The following is a 17526-nucleotide window of genomic DNA, read 5'->3' on the forward strand; positions in this document are numbered from 1 at the left end:
GCCAGATACGCGAAGGTCAGATCAACACCTGTGTCTCGATCTGTGGTGGCATCATCACCGGGGCCTCGGCGGAATGAAGACCCGCAGCCTGCCCACCCGTGGTGAGTTTGACGCCGATCGCCAGACCAATGGCGGCGGTCAGACCGAGAATACGCACTGTATCCAGACGGTCGTCCAAGGATGTGCCCAGCCGGTCACGCAGCGGTGTGCTTAGCAGTGTCATCAAGCAGCTCCCTTTCGGTTTCGCAGATCTGTCTGCGGGTTGGCCCGGCTCATTGGCGCGCTGTGCTCGGGGTCATTTCGGCCAGGCTCATGGTGTCATCATAGAGGTAAAACGCAGCCGTCAGCAGGTTCCGTCGCTCAAATCGCCGTGACGGTCATTTTTTGCCGACCGCTTTGCGTTTTTCGCTTGCAGCCCTGCCAGCGAATGACTAAATCCCCCTCACCGAATGGCAGCGCGGGCGTAGCTCAGGGGTAGAGCATAACCTTGCCAAGGTTAGGGTCGGGCGTTCGAATCGCCTCGCCCGCTCCATTTGGACAGCAGAAAGGCCACCGCTTGCAGACGCAACGGTGGCCTTTTGTGTTTCTGAAATCCGGCGTAGCCTCTGGCTTGCGCGGAATCATTTCAGCGCCTAAGAACAGAGCGGGAACAGCTGCAACAGCAGCACGAGAACAGGTGATACGGCAGCATGCTCACATCGGTAGAACTCTGCGCAGGGGCAGGCGGTCAGGCACTGGGGCTTGAGAAGGCCGGATTTGACCACACCGCGCTGGTTGAAATCGACAAACACTGCTGCGCCACCCTGCGCCACAATCGCCCCCAGTGGAACGTGCTGGAGGAGGATGTGCGCGCCTTCAAGGAGGAGGCCGACGCCTATCACGGCATCGACCTTCTGGCCGGCGGCCTGCCCTGCCCCCCATTTTCCGTCGCGGGCAAACAGCTCGGCGAAAAAGACGAGCGCAACCTCTTTGACGATGCCATCGAAATCGTCGCCGCCACCCGCCCCCGCGCGGTGATGATCGAAAACGTACGTGGCTTCCTTGATGCGGTGTTCCATGATTACCGCGAGAAGCTGAAGACGCAGCTCGCCAAGCTTGGGTATGAAACCGACTGGCGGCTGCTGAATGCCTCTGATTATGGCGTGCCGCAGCTGCGCCCACGGGTCGCCATCGTCGCCCTGCGCAAGGAATTTTCCGGCCAGTTCAACTGGCCTGATCCCCTGCCGCATAATCCGCGCACGGTGGGCGAAACGCTACTCGACCTGATGAAGGAACGCGGCTGGCGCGGGGCGGAAGACTGGGCTGCCAAGGCCGATGAAATCGCCCCGACCATTGTCGGCGGATCCAAGAAACACGGCGGGCCGGATCTGGGTCCCACACGGGCGCGGCGCGCCTGGGCAGCCCTCGGCGTCGAGGGGCGCACCATCGCCTATGAGGCGCCGGACCCCTTCCACAACGACATGCCACGCCTCACCGTGCGGATGGTGGCGCGCATTCAAGGCTTCCCCGACAGCTGGCATTTCACCGGCGCCAAGACCAATGCCTATCGACAGGTCGGCAATGCGTTCCCGCCCCCGGTAGCGGAGGCAGTGGCCCGCCAGATCCGCCAGGCCATTGCACGCCCCAGCCTGAAGGTTGTCACCGCGCCCGCCGCCGGGCGCTGAGGTGCATTGAGATGCCGGGCCTGATTCCCGTCTGCTCCGATAGGCAGCGCCTTGCCCTGTCACCTTTCCAAAAATACTCATCCCGCCGCTGCGGATCAGCACAGGGCGCGCGATGAAACAAAAGTTGCCGCCCAGCCAGGTCAGCCCCGGTCACGCCGATCACGCACTTCTGGCCGCATTGGCGCAGGACATCACCACCCGCGCGGGTGGGCTGATGGAACTGACCCGCAGCGTTCCCGCAATGCTGCGCGATTGCATCGACGATGTGATCCTGACCGCCAAGACCGGCCGACGCGCCTATGAGGATCTGGAGAAAACCGAGAAGACCTATATCGGCACGCGGGTAGAGATTGAGTTGCGCGCGCTGCTGCGCCTGCCGAAGGGGCGGCTGGATACCGAAATCCTCGGCCATGACGTGGATATCAAACACACGATGGGCAGCAACTGGATGATCCCAACCGAGGCGGTTGATCAGCCCTGCATTCTGGTGGCGGCAGATGAGCCGCGCGCGCGCTGTTATCTTGGCCTGATTGTGGCACGGCGCGATTACCTGACCGCCGGTCAGAACAAGGACGCCAAACGGTCGATCTCGGCGCAGGGGTTTGAGAATATCCTCTGGCTGCTGTGCGATCAGCCATACCCGGCCAATTTCTGGCGCCTGCTGCCAGAGGCCACGGTGGAGGACATCTTTGCCGGGGACAGCGGCAATGCGCGGATGGCGACCCTGTTCCGGACAGTGCAGCGCCAGCCGATCCCGCGGGATGTCGTGGAGGCGGTGGCCGCGCAGAAGGATTTCATGCGGCGGATCCGCTCGGACGGCGGCCATGGCACCCGCGATCTGCTGGCCCGCGATGGCATCGTGATCCTTGAGGGACGCAAGGACGCACAGCTGATCCGCGCGCTCGACCTGCCCCATTGCAGCGCATCCGAATTCATCTCCGCGCAGCTGACCACCCTGGCAGAGGCCCGGCTGGCGGCGAGCGCCGGCCACGCAGGGTGTGAAGATTTTTTCAGCCAGCCGTAAAAAGCCGCTGTTTTCCTATTGCAGCCCTGCGCGCAATTGCCTATTCACCGCTTCACCGGATGGCAGCGCGGGCGTAGCTCAGGGGTAGAGCATAACCTTGCCAAGGTTAGGGTCGGGCGTTCGAATCGCCTCGCCCGCTCCATCAGGACAGAAAGGCCGCTCATCTGAGCGGCTTTTTCTTTGTCTAATAAAAACATCGGATTAGAAGATATCCGCCGGATCAGCTCTGGCGCCGAAACGCAGGCCTGCCAGCGCGCGTGCTCTGTCTGGTTTTGCTATTTTCTGCGATGGCGGGTCATTTTCCCTCTTGCGGGGGCTGCGGCAATTTCCTAAATACCGCCTCACCAAATGGCAGCGCGGGCGTAGCTCAGGGGTAGAGCATAACCTTGCCAAGGTTAGGGTCGGGCGTTCGAATCGCCTCGCCCGCTCCATTTGGACTGCAAAGGCCGCTCTTCGGAGCGGCCTTTTGCGTTTCCGCCTTCGACTGCGCACCTCATGCGGCCTGCGCGGAATTGGCGCAAAGATTTGATCAAATTCCTTTGACGCGACTCTCAAAACCCGCCAATGCTGTGGCTCAAGGGGGTGCAAACCCCATCGCCGATATGCCGCCACCGCGGCACCCCTGCTCAGGAGGACAACAGCCCATGGCCCCGGTCATCTATCCCACCACCAATTTCACCGCCACCGAACAGCTCTGTCTTGAGCGGGGCGAAGGCATCTATGTGTTCGACAGCGACGGGCGTAAATATATAGAAGGGCTGGCGGGTCTCTGGTGTACCTCTCTGGGCTACAGCAACACCGAGGTGATGGATGCGATCACCGAGCAGCTGCACAAGCTGCCATTCTCCCACACCTTTGGCGGCAAGACGCATCAGCCGATTCAGGATCTCGCCGACAAGCTGGCGGCGATGGTGCCGGTGGAGGATGCCTATATCTTCTTCGGCAACTCCGGCTCGGACGCCAATGACACGCATTACAAGATGCTGCGCTATTACTTCAACGCCATCGGCAAGCCGGAAAAGCGCAAGATCATCACCCGCGAGCGCGGCTATCACGGGGTCACGGTTGCAGCCGGTTCGCTGACCTCTCTGCCCGCGAACCTGGCGCATTTCGACGCACCGCTGGAGGCGCTGAGCATCCTGCGCGCCGACTCGCCGCATTACTACACCGCCCGTCAGGGCAATGAGACCGAGGCACAGTTTGTCGAGCGGATCCTGCAAAACCTTGAGGATCAGATCCTTGCTGAGGATCCCGACACGATTGCCGCGATGATCGTGGAGCCGATCACCGGTGCCTCGGGCGTGATCGTGCCGCCGGATGGGTATTATGAGGGGCTGCAGGCGCTTTTGCGCAAATACAGCATTCTGATCTGGGCGGATGAGGTGATCTGCGGTTTTGGCCGCACCGGCGCCGATTTCGGTTGCACCACCATGGGTATCACGCCGGATCTGATGACCTTCGCCAAGCAGCTCTCGTCCGCCTATTTCCCGATCTCCGCCTCGGTCATTCCGGGCTGGATGTATGAGGCGATGGTGGATCAGACCAATGAGGTGGGCGTCTTCGGTCACGGCTATACCTACTCCGGCCACCCCGCCGCCTGTGCGGCAGCGCTGAAGACACTGGAGATTTACGAGCGTGACAACCTGTTTGACCATGCCGCCGAGGTGGGCAGCTATTTGCAGACGCAGCTGCGCGAGATTTTCACCGACCATCCGCTGGTGGGCGAAGTGCGTGGCAAGGGCCTGATCGCGGCGCTGGAACTGGTGTCGAACAAAACCACCGGCGCGAGTTTTGACGAAGGGCGTGCCGGGGCAACCGCGCAGCGGCTGTGTCAGGACAATGGGCTGATCCTGCGGGCGGTGGCCGGCAATGCCGTGGCGCTATGCCCGCCGCTGATCATCACCCGCGAGGAGGTCGACGATATGCTGAACCGCTTAAAGACGGCGATTGATGCCAGCTACGAGGAGCTGAAGGCCGGTGGTCACCTGGCGCACTGACGCGAAGAAGCGCGGCAATTAAGACTGTGAAATCCACGGCAGCGTCAGATTATGGCGCCGCTTTTTCGTGGCCAGCAGGTCCGTCGGAGTGGGCCGCCAGAAGACCCATGAGGTCAGCAATGTCACAATCCTGCGGTTTTTCCCCGTGAACGGAACGTAAATCCCTGCGAGGCTTATCCTATTCCAAAGGTGTTCCAAGCCTGCATTTCAGCACCAGTTGATTTTGTGATCCCACACGGCTCTGCGGTCAGATGGTTTCGGGGGGAACCAGAAGGTCCTGGACCTGTGGGATACAGAGCGCCAGTGGATCCGGGGACCACTGTATCCGGTAGGTCGGGGAAACCGGGGCAAGGGAGATGGCGTGGTACGGACCCGCGCCACTCCCCCCGCTGCCCCGAAACACTATGGCAGATCAGAACACCTTGAAGGTCATTGTGGTCAGCGACCGCTCAATCCCCTCGATGACCAAGAGCTGATCATTGATATATTTGCCAACGTCCTGATCGGTGGGAATATAAAGCTTCATCAACAGATCGTAGTCACCGCTGGTGGAATAGAGTTCAGAATGAATTTCACGCAGCGCAATCTCTTCGGCGACCTTGTAGGTGGTGCCGGGTTTGCAGCGGATCTGGATAAAGACGCAGGTGGACATGGTGCCCCTCAACTGTTTGGGAATGCGGTATTTGGCCGCCAAGCTGACATGCAGACGCGGCGGAGGCAATCCCCGGCGCGGCATCCCGCAAGGCCTTCGCGGTCGAATGGCGCAACAGTTTTGCGCCAATTGCTGCGGCAGGCTTGAGCGCGCCCCCGCCCTGCCCCTATAAGCGGCGCAGGATATCAAGGACATGCCGACCATGCGTAGCGCTCAGATCACCCGCAAGACCGCCGAAACCGAGATCACTGTCGAGATCAACCTCGACGGGACCGGTGCCTATGACAACCAGACCGGCGTCGGCTTTTTCGACCATATGCTGGACCAGCTGTCGCGCCATTCGCTGATCGATATGACCATCCGTGCCAAGGGGGATTATCACATTGATGATCACCACACGGTCGAGGATACCGGCATCGCGCTGGGTCAGGCGCTGGTTGCGGCCCTTGGCGACAAGAAGGGCATCAACCGCTACGGCGAATGCCATCTGCCGATGGATGATGCGCAGGTGCGCTGCGCGCTGGACCTGTCGGCGCGCCCGTTTCTGATCTGGAATGTGAATCTTCCGACCCAGAAGATCGGCACTTTCGACACCGAACTGGTGCGCGAGTTCTTTCAGGCTCTGAGCACCCATGGCGGCATCACTCTGCACATTGATCAGCTGCATGGCTTCAACAGCCACCACATCGCCGAAGCGGCATTCAAGGCTGTGGCCCGCGCGTTGCGCACCGCCGTGGAGACAGATCCGCGCAAAGGCGATGCCATCCCATCGACCAAAGGCGCGCTGTAAGATGCTGACCGCGATTATCGACTATGAATCCGGCAATCTTCACTCTGCCGAGAAAGCCTTTCAGCGCATGGCACGGGAGGTGGATGGTGGCGAGGTCGTGGTGACGTCGGATGCAGATGTGGTGGCGCGGGCCGACCGGCTGGTGCTGCCCGGCGACGGTGCCTTTCCGGCCTGCGCGGAGGAGCTGCGCGGCCATCGCGGCATCTATGAGGCCATGGTGGAAGCGGTCGAACAGAACGGTCGCCCCTTTCTGGGGATCTGCGTTGGCATGCAGCTGATGGCCACCACCGGTCATGAATACCGCGACACACCGGGGCTTGGCTGGGTTCAGGGTGACGTGGTCAAGATCACGCCCAGCGACAGCGCATTGAAGGTGCCGCATATGGGCTGGAACAATCTGGTGATCGACCATGACCATACGATTTTTGACGGCATCACATCCGGTGATCACTGCTATTTTGTGCATTCCTACCATTTCCGGGTGAACGACCCGGCCGAACGGCTGGCGCATGTGGATTACGGCGGCGATGTCACCGCTGTCATTGGCCGTGACACCATGGTGGGAATGCAGTTCCACCCGGAGAAAAGCCAGGATATCGGCCTGCGGATGATCGGGAACTTCCTGACCTGGACACCGTAACGCAGCCATCGGCATATCACGACATCTGGAAAGCCGCCTGCTGCGCAGGTGGCTTTTGTATTTGAGTATTTATGGAAAGATGACAGGCGCGGCGACGGTCAGGCAGTAGCCATGCGCAGGGACATCGGCGCCACGCCATAGGCCTTGCGAAAGGCACGGCTGAAACCTTCGGGGCTGCTATAGGCGTAGCGTCGGGCCACGGCATCGACCCGATCACCGCGCGACAGATCCTGATGCGCGAGAATCAGCCGCCAGCGGCGCAGGTATCCGATGGGGGTTTCTCCTACCTCCGCGGCGAAAACTTCGGCAAAACGCGACAGCGATAGTCCCGCGACCTCCGCCAGATCGGCATTGCTCCAGAGGCGGCCCGGGTGATCATGCATGGCGACAATCGCCCGGCTGAGCCGTGGGTCCGCCAGCCCGGCCAGCAGCCCCGGCTCGGTCGCACCATTCTGAAGCTGATTGCGCAGCAGATGCACCATCAGCACCTCCCCCAGCCGGTTGATCACCGATTGCGCCCCACAGCGCCCGGCCTCTGCCTCCCCCCGCATTGCACGCACCAGGGCCTGCACCTCCGGGGCGCCGGAGATGTCATAATCAACCTGCGCCGGAAGCGCGGCCAGAAACGGGTTGCGGCGGCCAGACCACTCCACCCGCGCCGCCCACATCACCGCAGCAGAGGTGCGCATCGGCGAACTCTCAGTCGTATAATAGCGGATACGCACAGGCTCCCGCTCGGGACCCGCAAGGGCGATAAGGTTCGCCTCCCCCGGCTCTGCGGCGCACACGCTGAGCTGAAAACGATCCATCAATGTGGTCAGTCGGTCCATGAAATCGGATTTACCATCATGTTTTTCGGATTTAGATGATCCTAATATGCGCAAAGGTGGAAAACAAGTCACCACATTGCTAGCTGACAAGGACCCTGCTCATGCTAATGCCACGCCAAAAGACACCAGATCTGACCCTACCGACACTGGACCACGGCACCTTCGACCTCTCGTCAGAGGATGCGACACGGGGCACCGTGATCTGCTTTTATCGCGGATTGCACTGCCCGATCTGTGCCAACTATCTGACCGAACTGGAAAAGCGGGTTGGTGATTTTGCCAGCCGGGGCGTGGCCTGTATCGCCGTCAGCAGTGACGGCGAGGAGCGGACCCGTGCAATGGCCGACAAGATCGGCGCTGAGGCGCTGCGGTTCGGCTATGACCTGTCGCTGAATGTCGCCCGCCAGTGGGGGCTGTATCTGTCCACGTCGCGCGGGAAGACCTCGATCGGGATTGAGGAACCAGCGCTGTTTTCCGAACCCGGGCTGTTCATGGTGACGCCTGAGCAGACGCTCTATTACGGATCGGTTCAGACCATGCCGTTCGTGCGCCCGCATTTCTCGGAACTGGTCTCGGCACTGGATTTTGCCATCGCCAATGACTACCCCGCACGCGGCGAATACGACGGCGACGTCTGATCACGGGCATCAGATCAATGACGGGAAGGCATCTGGCCGCAGGGGGCTGTGGCCAGATGGCAACCGGACGCCACATGGCAATGTGAAATCCGCGCGAGAATGGATGGACAGTGGGGACGCACACGGGCATACACCGCAAACCCAGATATCCCCAGTCTTTTGCAGGTCGCGGCCCGGTGCAGATCCGTCTCGAAAAATTCGACTATATTGAAGGTCAACACCGCTATTGCGTGCTGAACCTGAGCCAGACCCTGTTCGGGGAGTGGTGTGTCGAACAGACCAACGGCCCGCTGGGAGAGGCCGGGGGTCAACAGCGGCGCAGCTACTACACATCCCAGGAAACCGCCCTGGCAGCTGCCGAGAAACATCGCGATCGCCAGATCAAACGCGGCTTCGTGCCGATCCCGGTGCAGCTGGGGCTGTTCTAGGGCCCTGCCCCCAGTATCCGCCCACCGATCACAAAAAAAGGGCGCCGACCTGATGTCGCCGCCCCCTGATGTCCCGATCATCTCGTGTGATCTTGAAAAGCGCGCTTACTTCACCCGGCTCCAGGTCTGTTTGGAGCAGATCAGACCGCCTGCCACGCAGCCCCGCAAGGCCAGCGATTTGCCGGACAGGTTCATCTTGCCTGTATAGATCTTGTTGTTGGAGGGGCGCCAGACCTTGCCCGCGTAAGACCCATCGCCATTCGCCACCATGTCAATCACCAGCGTTTTGCCGATATTGGGCGATTTATACTCCCCCTCAGCATTGAACGTCCGGCTGATCTTGCCGCAAACGGCTGCGCCACAGGGCGCCATGGTGACATGGGCATATGAGCCGTCATCAGGCTGCGTTTTCCAGGTGCCCAGCACCGGATCAGCTGAGGCCATGCCCGCCAGACCCAATGCACAGGCGATACCAAGTGCCAGTTTTTTCATGTGTCATCCTCCCTTTTGCAGCCAGTCTGGCCGCCAAGAGGCAATTCAGGCAAGCTTGACCTCGGGTCGCGTTGCAATCCGGCGTGGCCTTGTGCAAAAGAGGCCAGCTTAGTTTTATGAAGGACCGGCCAGATGATCCTCTACCCCGCAATCGACCTCAAAGATGGCCAGGCCGTTCGCCTGCTGCATGGTGATATGGAGAAGACCACCGTCTTCAACGATGACCCCGCAGCGCAGGCGCTGGAGTTTGTCGAGGCAGGCTGTGACTGGCTGCATCTGGTGGATCTGAACGGGGCCTTCGCGGGTGAGCCGGTCAATGCGGCCCCGGTCGAGGAAATCCTGAAGCGCTGCAAGGTTCCGGCCCAGCTGGGCGGCGGCATTCGGGATATGGCCACCATCGAACGCTGGATCGACAAAGGTCTGGCGCGGGTGATCCTGGGCACCGTCGCGGTGGAGAACCCCGATCTGGTCCGAGAGGCGGCGCGCGCTTTCCCCGGCAAGGTCGCTGTCGGTATTGATGCCCGCAATGGCCGCGTTGCCACCAAGGGCTGGGCCGAAGAGACCGATGTCATGGTAACGGATCTGGCAAAATCCTTCGAGGATGCCGGTGTTGCCGCGATCATCTACACTGATATTCTGCGCGATGGCGCCATGAAAGGCCCGAATGTCGAGGCCACAGCGGCGCTGGCCAATGCCGTGAGCATTCCGGTGATCGCCTCCGGCGGGGTTTCGTCACTGGCGGATCTGCAGGCGCTCAAATCCTGCGGCGCGCCTTTGAACGGCGCGATCTCCGGCCGGGCGCTTTATGATGGTGCGATTGACCTCGGCGAGGCCTTAAAGATCCTGAAGAGCTGATCGTCACCTTCTGGCTGAAAACACCCCGGGGGTGAGCAGCCACTGAGAAACCGTCCAGCGGACGGTTTCGCCTGCGAAGGGGGCAAGTGCCCCCTTGCCCTCATTTTAGACGCCTGCCGAAGCAAGGGACAGCCCGCGACGTGTCTACTCCGTGGCCGCCGCCGTCAGCTTGCCAATCGCGCCCTGCATCTTTGCCACGGCCTCCGCATCGGCGGGAACATCCAGCCCCGCAAGCATCTCTGCCGGATCTTCATAGGTCAGCCAGACCTGCCCCTCTGCGTCCTGATACGCGAGGACTTTCAGCGGCAGGAACAGCCCGGCGCGCAGATCCGCCTGCATCACAGGGGTACCCAGTTTGGGATTGCCAAAGATCAGCAGCTGCGCATCGTTGAGTGACAGATCCACCTTCTGCGCCCCGGCGGCATGATCCACACGGGCAAACACCGTGGCGCCAGCCCCCTCTACGGCGGCCTGCAGCGCATCCATGGTCTCAATCACCGGTTTCTGGCTTGGTATTTTGATCAGGTCAGCAGCGGCGGGAATAGCGGACATAACAGCAATGACTCCGGCGAGGGCAAGGGATTTGATCATAACGACAGCTCCGAATTGGGGAATGAATGCCCCAAGAACAAGCCAGCACAGTCCTGTGTACAATTCACATCTTTGGCATCGGCAAGCCTGCGCCACAGGATCAAGGCCGACACTCCGGGCCCTGCGGCACCGCGCCCGCTTTCCATCTGTCGCAAATTGACGTTTATTGCGCCGCAATAGTGCCGTTGATCTCTCCGGTGCCAAGACCACAATGGAACTCAGCCTATGCCCCGCGTCCGCAAGACCCGCCTCCCCGACAGCGCCCGTTTGTGGCAGATGGTCTCGCCCGGCGATTTCATCGACGGCTATGCGGTTGAAAGCCCACTGTCCCCGCGGGAAGCGGCCGATATTGGTCTGTCGATGCCAGGATGGGCATCAGCGCTCTTGCGCCTGCGCAACGCGATTGTGCGCCCGCTGGGACTGAAAACCGAGGTGAGTGACACCGGCGAGGGCGCGATCTTTCCCGTCACCTTTGAAGACAGTCGCGAGTTGATCCTGGGCGCAGATGACAGTCATCTGGATTTCCGCATCACCGTCTTACGCCATGACGGGCAGATTTACATGGCCACCTGGGTTCACCGGCATAATCTCCTCGGGCGCATCTATCTGGCGCTGGTGATGCCGTTTCACATCCTGATTGTACGGGACAGCATGCGCCGCATCGCGCGGCACAGCCCCGCGATTGCATCCCAACCACCCGCGCAGTAAGACAGGGCCAACCCCATCGGCAAAGGGATCCTCCATGCTGAAAACCCGCATTATCCCCTGTCTCGACGTGGCTGATGGCCGCGTGGTCAAAGGTGTGAACTTCGTTGGCCTGCGCGACGCCGGTGATCCGGTTGAGGCGGCCAAAGCCTATGACGCTGCCGGCGCGGATGAGATCTGCTTTCTGGATATTCATGCCACCCATGAAAACCGTGGTACCATGTTCGATATGGTGCGGCGCACGGCGGAGCAGTGTTTCGTGCCGCTCACCGTCGGCGGCGGGGTGCGCACCAAAGAAGACGTTCGCGCGTTGCTCTTGGCCGGGGCCGATAAGGTCTCGTTCAATTCCGCAGCGGTGGCCAACCCGGATGTGATCCGCGAGGCGGCCGAGCAGTTCGGCAGTCAGTGCATTGTCTGCGCCATCGACGCCAAGACGGTGGCCCCCGGCAAATGGGAAATCTTCACCCACGGCGGCCGCCGCGAAACCGGCATTGATGCGGTTGAATTTGCCCGGCTCGTGGTGGCCAAAGGTGCGGGAGAGATCCTGCTGACCTCAATGGACCGCGACGGCACCAAATCAGGTTTCAACCTGCCGCTGACCCGCGCCATTTCGGATGCTGTCGATGTGCCCGTGATCGCCTCTGGCGGCGTCGGCACACTGGATCATCTGGTAGAGGGTGTCACCGAAGGCGGCGCCAGCGCGGTTCTGGCGGCCTCGATCTTTCACTTTGGCGAATTCACCGTACAGGAGGCCAAACAGCATATGGCCGCTGCCGGCATCCCGATGAGGCTGACATGACCCTGCTGCACGATCTTGAGACCACTATTCTGTCCCGCAAGGGGGCTGATCCGGACAGCAGCTGGACCGCCAAACTGCTCGCCAAAGGGCCGGAGAAATGCGCCGAGAAATTCGGTGAGGAGGCCATTGAGGCCATCATTGAGGCGGTGAAGGATAACAAGACCGGACTCGCCTCCGAAGGCGCGGATGTGCTCTATCATTTTCTGGTGATGCTGGCCGCACGCGATGTGGCGCTGGATGATGTGCTTCAGGTGCTGGCAGATCGTCAGGGCCTGAGCGGCATTGCCGAGAAGGCCGCCCGCCCCAAGGGCTGACATCCAGGTCATGCGGCGGGTCAAGGGAGGCGCAGCCTCCGCGCGGCACGCGCGGCTTGCCCTTGACGCGCGAAGAACCATTACAATCGACAAGGCCCTTTAAGGGCAGGCCTGCCCCTAAAGGGCATCTCAGCACATCTTCTGCGCCGCGCAGCGGCGCCCGGCCCAACCGTGGAGGCCGTCCTTTAGGACGGCAGCAGCGGGCGGGAGCCCCCTGTCGCGATAGTTCCTTACGAACCTACAGCTTGGACGAAATGATCCCGGTGGCAAAACCGCCCATGCGCAGCTCTCCGAACAGGCGCTGATATTCGATCTTCGGGCAGCGGTTCTGGATCACCGTGAGACCTGCAGCCTCCGCCTTTGCTGCGGCCTCGGCATGCTCTACGCCGATCTGCATCCAGATCGTCTGCAACCCTTTGCAGACCTCCAGCGCCTCCTCCACGATGGGGGGCACCGCCTCAGAGCGACGAAAGATGTCGACCATATCAACCGGCTCCTGAATATCACTCAGGCTGGCGTGAATGGTCTGACCAAACAGGGACTTTCCCGCATAACCCGGGTTCACCGGCAGTACCCGGTAGCCCTTGAGGCCGAGATACCGCGCCACGTAATAGCTGGGACGGACCGGATTGGTGGAGACACCAACCACCGCGATGGTCTTGTTGCGTGTCAGCACATCTTTCAGATGCTGGTCGGTATAGTCTGGCATCGCTCCCCCGTCTGCGCTGGTCTCAAATCGCTCTGCCACAGTGGTCTGACGAGCGTTGTGCCAGTCCTGACCGTATCGCGTGGCGCATTGCGTGCAAGGCCAATTGCGTCCCGTAGGTCAATCAGAAATCGCGCCCGCCCTACGACGCAAGAAAAAAGCGCCCGGGATCAGGCCCGGGCGCAAGGTATGGAACGAGGGACAGTGAAAAAGATCTGCGAAGGTTCCAATTCGCAGTCTGTTAATAATATGGGGTGAGCCGTCGATTTTGAAAGGGAACCTCTCAAATTCGTGACATTTCTCTCGCGTGGCCAGTCACATACGGAGCCAGTCACATACGGATCTGCCAGGGCAATTCTGTGCCGCAGGCTCAGGCGCGGGGCCGCGTCTGCGGATCACTTTCGCAGGATCTTGGGCCAACGCCCTTCAGCGGCGGATATCAGTGCTTGCCGCTCGGCCTCCCAGGCAGCCAGCGCGCTTGGATTGTTCAGCAGATAGAGCCGACCGTCGGCAATCACCCAGAGCGTGGGATCGCCGGGCGCCAGATACCCTTTGGAGAGCGCATAGGCGCAATAGCCCCCAAACCGGGGCGCATAGGCACGGGGATTAAGCTCAAACCGCTCCTGATTCTGCGAGGAGGCAAAGCGCCAGACGGCCCCGTGCCACAAGATCGCGTGGGTCTGCTGGCCCAGCACGGCCGTCCCGTCCTGAAAAAACGCCACCACATCATGGCCACCAACGGCCACCCCTCTTGGTGCGGAGACTAGCGTCGGATCGGCGCGGGCCGTCTCAGGCATCAGCGTTGCCGCCATGGCAACCACACTGCCAAGCCCCAGTACAGCCACCATTGACCTAAGGGCAGCCCCCAAACGCCGGGACGCCAGCCCACCCATGTGCGGTACGCAGGTCTTCAGGATCTGGCGATATTCTTGGCTGAGCATGGCAAGGCGGCTGGTCACGGGCAGGCGGGGTCCTTCATCGGGGGCCGTTCAGGCTTGGGTGCAGACGGGCACATGCCCGCGACGATTTCACGACAAGTCTGCCCGGCAGACAGGCCCCTGCAAAGGGAGGATACGCATTTGTGATAGGCCTGTGAGGGCGCTCTGACATTGTCAGGATGGACCTCTCACAGGCCAGTTCGGGGTCGCTGGCGCCAATTAGCGAGGCAACGACGCGTAAAGCGCAATCGCCGCCGCATTGGAAACATTCAGCGAGCCAAAGCCACCGGCGGCATCGATCTTGACCAGATGATCCACGGTTTCCTTGGTTTTTTGCCGCAGACCCGGCCCCTCTGCTCCGAGGACCAGCGCCACGGGATCGCCTTTGCGCCCGTCCAGAACCGCCTCGATGGTCTGCTCTGCCTCGCCATCAAGGCCCAGCACCAGAAAGCCCATCCGCTGCAATTCGACGATTGTGTCTGCAAGGTTGCGCATGCGCAGATAGGGCTGGCGCTCAAGCGCACCGCTGGCGGTTTTGGCAAGCGCGCCGGTCTCTGGTGCGGAATTGTGTCGTGTGCCGATGACTGCGCTGGCGCCCAGCACCTCTGCCGAGCGCAGGATTGCGCCGACGTTATGAGGATCCGTCACCCGGTCCAGCAGCAATACGCGCGGAACCTCCGCGCCGATGCAGTTCTCGTCCAGCCCGCCCCAATTCAGCGGCTTCACTTCGAGTGCGGCGCCCTGATGAACCGATTGCTTGTCGATTGGTGGGTTGAATTTGCGCGGGTCGATCACTTCAGCCTCAACCCCGGACTGGGCTATGGCATCGGCCAGTTTTGCCTCGGCGTTCTGGGTCACCATCAGACGCAGCTTTTCGCGCTTGGGATTGAGCAGCGCATCGCGCACCGCATGCAGACCAAACAACCATACCGTTTCCGCCGAGGCTGCCTTTTTGGACTGCTCTTTTTCGACGACCCATTTGGGTTTTTTAGACATATTGCTCTCCAGCAGAAAGAAATCAGGACCCGCGTGAAAAACTTGCGTTTTTCCGGTTGACGCCCCTTTGGCCTGCTTGTAATCACGCCTCCACATCAGGTGCAACACGCAACTGATTGTGGGCGACAGGCCGCAAGGTGTGGCAGGGGACTGTAACTCCCTCGCGGAGACGCACGCCTGGTTCGATTCCAGGGTCGCCCACCATCTTCTCTCTTTCAGCAGTGCTAAGCAAGAAGATGGTGGCAGCAGTCGTCAGGCTGAAATCCGCATTCAACCGCCTGATTTATAATGCAATTCCTTATTGCGCGTCTCGTTTTCTTGCGTCTGCGCATGGTGCCCTTTGACATCAGCTGCGGCGGGTCAGCCCAAAAAACCGGCGCGGTATCCCGCACCGGTTGGTCAGATCTGTCACTCGATCAAGGACGGTCTCAGCCCTCTTTCGCAGCCTCTGCAACGGCGGAATGGACCCAGTTCACGAGTGCATCAAGATCAGGCTCAGCCTCCTGCGCCAGCCCGTCACAGAAGCTCTGAAACGCCTCGACATTCATCCGGTTGACGCCGGAGACCACAACCGCGCCCCGCGCCAGCGCCTCGCCGATAACAGGGCGCATTCCCCGCCCGTCCGCTTCATGTTTGCCGAATTTATTCACCAGCAGAACCTGTGGTGCGGGGTCCTGCCCCAACGCCGCCGTGACCTGCCCCACCGCGCGCTCCAGCGCGTCGGGGTTCAATCGACAGCCGCGGGCCTCTGGGCCGAGGGATTGCGAAATCCGAATGGTTTCACCGGCCGGCAACACCCGCACATCCATGTCGCACAGCGCATTGTCATAGCATTCCGTATTGGTCTGCACGATCCCGGCCAGCCGCAGCCCGTCACCCTGCAGCCGCTCGGCAAGAGCGGTCAGCAGCTTGTCGGTGGCGCCGCGTTCTTGGGTCATAACATAGGACAGATGCATTGCGGCCTCTTATTCTTTGATTTCCGGCCACAGGCTAGCGGCAAAGCCGCGCAACTGCCAGAGGCGCAATTGCCGCGCGGCATGCGACTTTGGCCGCAGACGTATTCAGACGCGTCGCGCCAGCATCAGCACCGGATCATAGGTGAGACGCACGCCACCCTGATGGGGAAAGCGGCTGCGATAGGCATCTTCAAACGCCTGCAGCCTGCCACGGCTCCAACCGCCACGCGATTGGCCGTTTACGCCGGTGTCCCGCAGGTGGCGCAACACCGCGCGCGGGCTGTCGAACCCGAGGACGATAGGCGCCTGTCGCAACTCGATCAGCTGCAGCCCCTCCGGCAGCACCCCCGCCCATTGGTCATGATCCATGTAATTTGGTGCCGCAGCATCAGAGCCGAGTGCGACCAACTCGTGAAAATGCGCCGAGCCGAAACCGGAGAGTGCAAGCCAGCCACCGGGGCACAGCGCGGACTCAAACCGGCGCAAAAGGAATGGCAGGTCGCTGATCCACTGCACGACAGAGGCCGCCGCAATCAGGTCGAGGGTATCGGGCAGGCTGATGTCTTCAATCCGCCCCGGCAGAAAGCTTGCGGATTGCCCATGTGCCTTCATGATCGGCACCAAACCGGCCTCCGCGTCAGGCACCAGATCGTTGAGCGTGAGGCGCACAACCGACAGATCGCGCAGCAGCGCATCCGTCAGATGGCCAGTTCCCGCCCCGAATTCAAACAGATGCGAAAACGGTGTCTGCCCCACGTGCTTGGCCAGAAGCGCCGACAGCTCCGCAGCTATCTGCGCCTGCGCAGAAGCAGCCCCGTGATAACTGCCGAGCCCCCGGCGAAAGGCGCGCGCCACGCGGGCGGTATCCACGGCTGGGGGTGTCAGATCCTTCATGAGATCAGCGCCTGCCAGCTGTCGAAGTGATCAAACGGCGCATGGGCCGCTGCGGGCAGCTCCCGGATTGTCGCGCCCGCCCAGGCCCGGCGCTGATTTTCGGGTGGAAAAATTCGATCCCGCCCGGCGATCCAGACCTGATCGAATGCCACAACAGGCGCCGTTCCGCGCGCCGCAACCGCGTGCAGTTCGGCGCGGCGGGCATCGATGTCGACCGCATGTGAGGGCTGCGGGGCATTGAAGGTCCGGCGCAGGAACTGGGCCAAGCTCTGTTCGCTCAGCCCCTCTGCAGTCTTGACCATTACCGCTGGCGGGATACCGCGCGTCTCATCCACCGGCGTAAGGGTTCCATTGACTGCGACCTTGCGGTCGAAGGGGTCGGCGCGCCCCTCCTGCCAATGGGCATAGGCTGCAACGCCAAAGGACCACGCCAGCAGAGTGACATGGTCGTAGCCGGACAGATCGGGAAGATCGGCATCAAGGCTGCGGTAATCGTTCACGAATACAAGATCCTGCGCGCCCGCAAGATGATCAAAGACGCCCGGCCCGACGGCCCATCCGCCAAAGATCACGATGGCCTCGCCTGCTTGCTTCCGTTTGAGCCAGCGGAACTCCAT

22 protein-coding genes and 4 tRNA genes are annotated in these 17526 nt (G+C 61.4%); 15 read left to right on the plus strand and 11 right to left on the minus strand.

Translation table 11 applies throughout. The features are described from left to right. Positions 1-16: 16 nt before the first annotated feature. Positions 17-223, minus strand: coding sequence for a hypothetical protein (locus INHI_RS0111200; RefSeq protein WP_027247696.1), 207 nt, complete (start codon positions 221-223; stop codon positions 17-19). Positions 224-457: 234 nt separating this feature from the next. On the opposite strand from INHI_RS0111200, the gene INHI_RS0111205 reads away from it, so the two are divergent. The 6 genes from INHI_RS0111205 to INHI_RS0111230 all read left to right on the plus strand — a co-directional run bounded on the left by INHI_RS0111205 (position 458) and on the right by INHI_RS0111230 (position 4685). Beyond that, positions 458-532: transfer RNA gene (locus INHI_RS0111205), tRNA-Gly, on the plus strand. Between the two features lie 157 nt (positions 533-689). Continuing rightward, a complete protein-coding gene (locus INHI_RS0111210) occupies positions 690-1664 on the plus strand; it encodes a DNA cytosine methyltransferase (protein WP_014874059.1) in 975 nt (324 codons plus the stop codon). Between the two features lie 112 nt (positions 1665-1776). Then, positions 1777-2688 (plus strand): NaeI family type II restriction endonuclease, encoded by a 912-nt coding sequence (locus INHI_RS0111215; protein WP_014879508.1) that lies wholly within the window; start codon positions 1777-1779, stop codon positions 2686-2688. Positions 2689-2755: 67 nt separating this feature from the next. Next, a tRNA-Gly gene (locus INHI_RS0111220) sits at positions 2756-2830 on the plus strand. A gap of 214 nt (positions 2831-3044) precedes the next feature. Then, positions 3045-3119 (plus strand) — tRNA-Gly (locus tag INHI_RS0111225). A 213-nt stretch (positions 3120-3332) separates the two neighbouring features. Then, entirely contained in the window at positions 3333-4685 is a 1353-nt protein-coding gene (locus tag INHI_RS0111230) for an aminotransferase (protein WP_027247697.1), read from the plus strand. 412 nt (positions 4686-5097) lie between these two features. On the opposite strand, the gene INHI_RS0111235 is transcribed toward INHI_RS0111230, so the two are convergent. Next, positions 5098-5337, minus strand: a complete 240-nt coding sequence (locus INHI_RS0111235; RefSeq protein ID WP_027247698.1) for an Lrp/AsnC family transcriptional regulator — start codon at positions 5335-5337, stop codon at positions 5098-5100. A 202-nt stretch (positions 5338-5539) separates the two neighbouring features. Here INHI_RS0111235 and hisB point away from each other — a divergent pair, with 202 nt between their 5' ends. Further along, entirely contained in the window at positions 5540-6127 is a 588-nt protein-coding gene (hisB, locus tag INHI_RS0111240; protein WP_014879506.1) for an imidazoleglycerol-phosphate dehydratase HisB, read from the plus strand. 1 nt (position 6128) lies between these two features. After that, a complete protein-coding gene (hisH, locus tag INHI_RS0111245) occupies positions 6129-6767 on the plus strand; it encodes an imidazole glycerol phosphate synthase subunit HisH (protein WP_014874054.1) in 639 nt (212 codons plus the stop codon). Positions 6768-6865: 98 nt separating this feature from the next. On the opposite strand, the gene INHI_RS0111250 is transcribed toward hisH, so the two are convergent. After that, entirely contained in the window at positions 6866-7597 is a 732-nt protein-coding gene (locus INHI_RS0111250; RefSeq protein ID WP_027247699.1) for an AraC family transcriptional regulator, read from the minus strand. A 101-nt stretch (positions 7598-7698) separates the two neighbouring features. Between INHI_RS0111250 and INHI_RS0111255 the strand changes: the two genes are divergently transcribed. Together INHI_RS0111255 and INHI_RS0111260 are read left to right on the plus strand one after the other, a co-directional pair. Further along, a complete protein-coding gene (locus INHI_RS0111255) occupies positions 7699-8235 on the plus strand; it encodes a peroxiredoxin-like family protein (protein WP_014874052.1) in 537 nt (178 codons plus the stop codon). Between the two features lie 176 nt (positions 8236-8411). Beyond that, positions 8412-8663: a WGR domain-containing protein gene (locus INHI_RS0111260; RefSeq protein WP_014874051.1), complete on the plus strand. Its 252-nt coding sequence runs from the start codon at positions 8412-8414 to the stop codon at positions 8661-8663. 105 nt (positions 8664-8768) lie between these two features. Here INHI_RS0111260 and INHI_RS0111265 read toward each other — a convergent pair whose 3' ends face one another. Next, entirely contained in the window at positions 8769-9155 is a 387-nt protein-coding gene (locus INHI_RS0111265) for a DUF2147 domain-containing protein (RefSeq protein WP_014874050.1), read from the minus strand. A gap of 132 nt (positions 9156-9287) precedes the next feature. Here INHI_RS0111265 and hisA point away from each other — a divergent pair, with 132 nt between their 5' ends. Next, positions 9288-10010, plus strand: a complete 723-nt coding sequence (gene hisA / locus INHI_RS0111270) for a 1-(5-phosphoribosyl)-5-[(5-phosphoribosylamino)methylideneamino]imidazole-4-carboxamide isomerase (protein ID WP_014874049.1) — start codon at positions 9288-9290, stop codon at positions 10008-10010. A gap of 144 nt (positions 10011-10154) precedes the next feature. Here the strand turns inward: hisA and INHI_RS0111275 are convergent, their stop codons facing one another. After that, positions 10155-10601: a DUF302 domain-containing protein gene (locus INHI_RS0111275; protein WP_027247700.1), complete on the minus strand. Its 447-nt coding sequence runs from the start codon at positions 10599-10601 to the stop codon at positions 10155-10157. Between the two features lie 225 nt (positions 10602-10826). Between INHI_RS0111275 and INHI_RS0111280 the strand changes: the two genes are divergently transcribed. Genes INHI_RS0111280 through INHI_RS0111290 form a run of 3 tightly spaced genes read left to right on the plus strand, consistent with a single transcriptional unit; the run spans position 10827 to position 12419 of the window. Further along, positions 10827-11309: a DUF2867 domain-containing protein gene (locus INHI_RS0111280; RefSeq protein WP_014879500.1), complete on the plus strand. Its 483-nt coding sequence runs from the start codon at positions 10827-10829 to the stop codon at positions 11307-11309. 34 nt (positions 11310-11343) lie between these two features. Then, complete coding sequence (gene hisF / locus INHI_RS0111285) at positions 11344-12105, plus strand: imidazole glycerol phosphate synthase subunit HisF (RefSeq protein WP_014874046.1); 762 nt, start codon at positions 11344-11346, stop codon at positions 12103-12105. After that, positions 12102-12419, plus strand: a complete 318-nt coding sequence (locus tag INHI_RS0111290) for a phosphoribosyl-ATP diphosphatase (RefSeq protein ID WP_014874045.1) — start codon at positions 12102-12104, stop codon at positions 12417-12419. Before hisF ends, INHI_RS0111290 begins: the two co-directional genes overlap by 4 nt. A gap of 238 nt (positions 12420-12657) precedes the next feature. Here the strand turns inward: INHI_RS0111290 and INHI_RS0111295 are convergent, their stop codons facing one another. The 3 genes from INHI_RS0111295 to rlmB all read right to left on the minus strand — a co-directional run bounded on the left by INHI_RS0111295 (position 12658) and on the right by rlmB (position 15059). Further along, positions 12658-13128 carry a CoA-binding protein gene (locus INHI_RS0111295; protein ID WP_014879498.1) on the minus strand — a complete coding sequence of 157 codons (471 nt, stop codon included), beginning with the start codon at positions 13126-13128 and terminating at the stop codon, positions 12658-12660. Positions 13129-13520: 392 nt separating this feature from the next. Next, positions 13521-14084 (minus strand): YHS domain-containing (seleno)protein, encoded by a 564-nt coding sequence (locus INHI_RS0111300; RefSeq protein WP_081698696.1) that lies wholly within the window; start codon positions 14082-14084, stop codon positions 13521-13523. A 198-nt stretch (positions 14085-14282) separates the two neighbouring features. Further along, positions 14283-15059, minus strand: coding sequence for a 23S rRNA (guanosine(2251)-2'-O)-methyltransferase RlmB (rlmB, locus tag INHI_RS0111305; RefSeq protein ID WP_014879496.1), 777 nt, complete (start codon positions 15057-15059; stop codon positions 14283-14285). 120 nt (positions 15060-15179) lie between these two features. On the opposite strand from rlmB, the gene INHI_RS21085 reads away from it, so the two are divergent. Then, positions 15180-15263: transfer RNA gene (locus tag INHI_RS21085), tRNA-Tyr, on the plus strand. A gap of 224 nt (positions 15264-15487) precedes the next feature. On the opposite strand, the gene INHI_RS0111310 is transcribed toward INHI_RS21085, so the two are convergent. The 3 genes from INHI_RS0111310 to INHI_RS0111320 form a co-directional block, all read right to left on the minus strand. Beyond that, complete coding sequence (locus tag INHI_RS0111310; protein WP_014879495.1) at positions 15488-16015, minus strand: DUF2478 domain-containing protein; 528 nt, start codon at positions 16013-16015, stop codon at positions 15488-15490. 105 nt (positions 16016-16120) lie between these two features. Next, positions 16121-16909, minus strand: a complete 789-nt coding sequence (locus tag INHI_RS0111315) for a methyltransferase (RefSeq protein ID WP_014879494.1) — start codon at positions 16907-16909, stop codon at positions 16121-16123. Next, entirely contained in the window at positions 16906-17526 is a 621-nt protein-coding gene (locus INHI_RS0111320) for a pimeloyl-ACP methyl esterase BioG family protein (RefSeq protein ID WP_014879493.1), read from the minus strand. Before INHI_RS0111320 ends, INHI_RS0111315 begins: the two co-directional genes overlap by 4 nt.

It is taken from the genome of Phaeobacter inhibens DSM 16374 (assembly GCF_000473105.1).
Lineage (GTDB): Bacteria > Pseudomonadota > Alphaproteobacteria > Rhodobacterales > Rhodobacteraceae > Phaeobacter > Phaeobacter inhibens.

Bases quoted from the DNA above. Each gene is read 5' to 3' on its own strand.
- INHI_RS0111200 (WP_027247696.1), bottom strand. From the start codon at position 223: ATGACACTGCTAAGCACACCGCTGCGTGACCGGCTGGGCACATCCTTG.
- INHI_RS0111210 (WP_014874059.1), top strand. From the start codon at position 690: ATGCTCACATCGGTAGAACTCTGCGCAGGGGCAGGCGGTCAGGCACTG.
- INHI_RS0111215 (WP_014879508.1), top strand. From the start codon at position 1,777: ATGAAACAAAAGTTGCCGCCCAGCCAGGTCAGCCCCGGTCACGCCGAT.
- INHI_RS0111230 (WP_027247697.1), top strand. From the start codon at position 3,333: ATGGCCCCGGTCATCTATCCCACCACCAATTTCACCGCCACCGAACAG.
- INHI_RS0111235 (WP_027247698.1), bottom strand. From the start codon at position 5,337: ATGTCCACCTGCGTCTTTATCCAGATCCGCTGCAAACCCGGCACCACC.
- hisB (WP_014879506.1), top strand. From the start codon at position 5,540: ATGCGTAGCGCTCAGATCACCCGCAAGACCGCCGAAACCGAGATCACT.
- hisH (WP_014874054.1), top strand. From the start codon at position 6,129: ATGCTGACCGCGATTATCGACTATGAATCCGGCAATCTTCACTCTGCC.
- INHI_RS0111250 (WP_027247699.1), bottom strand. From the start codon at position 7,597: ATGGACCGACTGACCACATTGATGGATCGTTTTCAGCTCAGCGTGTGC.
- INHI_RS0111255 (WP_014874052.1), top strand. From the start codon at position 7,699: ATGCTAATGCCACGCCAAAAGACACCAGATCTGACCCTACCGACACTG.
- INHI_RS0111265 (WP_014874050.1), bottom strand. From the start codon at position 9,155: ATGAAAAAACTGGCACTTGGTATCGCCTGTGCATTGGGTCTGGCGGGC.
- hisA (WP_014874049.1), top strand. From the start codon at position 9,288: ATGATCCTCTACCCCGCAATCGACCTCAAAGATGGCCAGGCCGTTCGC.
- INHI_RS0111275 (WP_027247700.1), bottom strand. From the start codon at position 10,601: ATGATCAAATCCCTTGCCCTCGCCGGAGTCATTGCTGTTATGTCCGCT.
- INHI_RS0111280 (WP_014879500.1), top strand. From the start codon at position 10,827: ATGCCCCGCGTCCGCAAGACCCGCCTCCCCGACAGCGCCCGTTTGTGG.
- hisF (WP_014874046.1), top strand. From the start codon at position 11,344: ATGCTGAAAACCCGCATTATCCCCTGTCTCGACGTGGCTGATGGCCGC.
- INHI_RS0111290 (WP_014874045.1), top strand. From the start codon at position 12,102: ATGACCCTGCTGCACGATCTTGAGACCACTATTCTGTCCCGCAAGGGG.
- INHI_RS0111295 (WP_014879498.1), bottom strand. From the start codon at position 13,128: ATGCCAGACTATACCGACCAGCATCTGAAAGATGTGCTGACACGCAAC.
- rlmB (WP_014879496.1), bottom strand. From the start codon at position 15,059: ATGTCTAAAAAACCCAAATGGGTCGTCGAAAAAGAGCAGTCCAAAAAG.
- INHI_RS0111310 (WP_014879495.1), bottom strand. From the start codon at position 16,015: ATGCATCTGTCCTATGTTATGACCCAAGAACGCGGCGCCACCGACAAG.
- INHI_RS0111315 (WP_014879494.1), bottom strand. From the start codon at position 16,909: ATGAAGGATCTGACACCCCCAGCCGTGGATACCGCCCGCGTGGCGCGC.
- INHI_RS0111320 (WP_014879493.1), bottom strand. From the start codon at position 17,526: ATGGAGTTCCGCTGGCTCAAACGGAAGCAAGCAGGCGAGGCCATCGTG.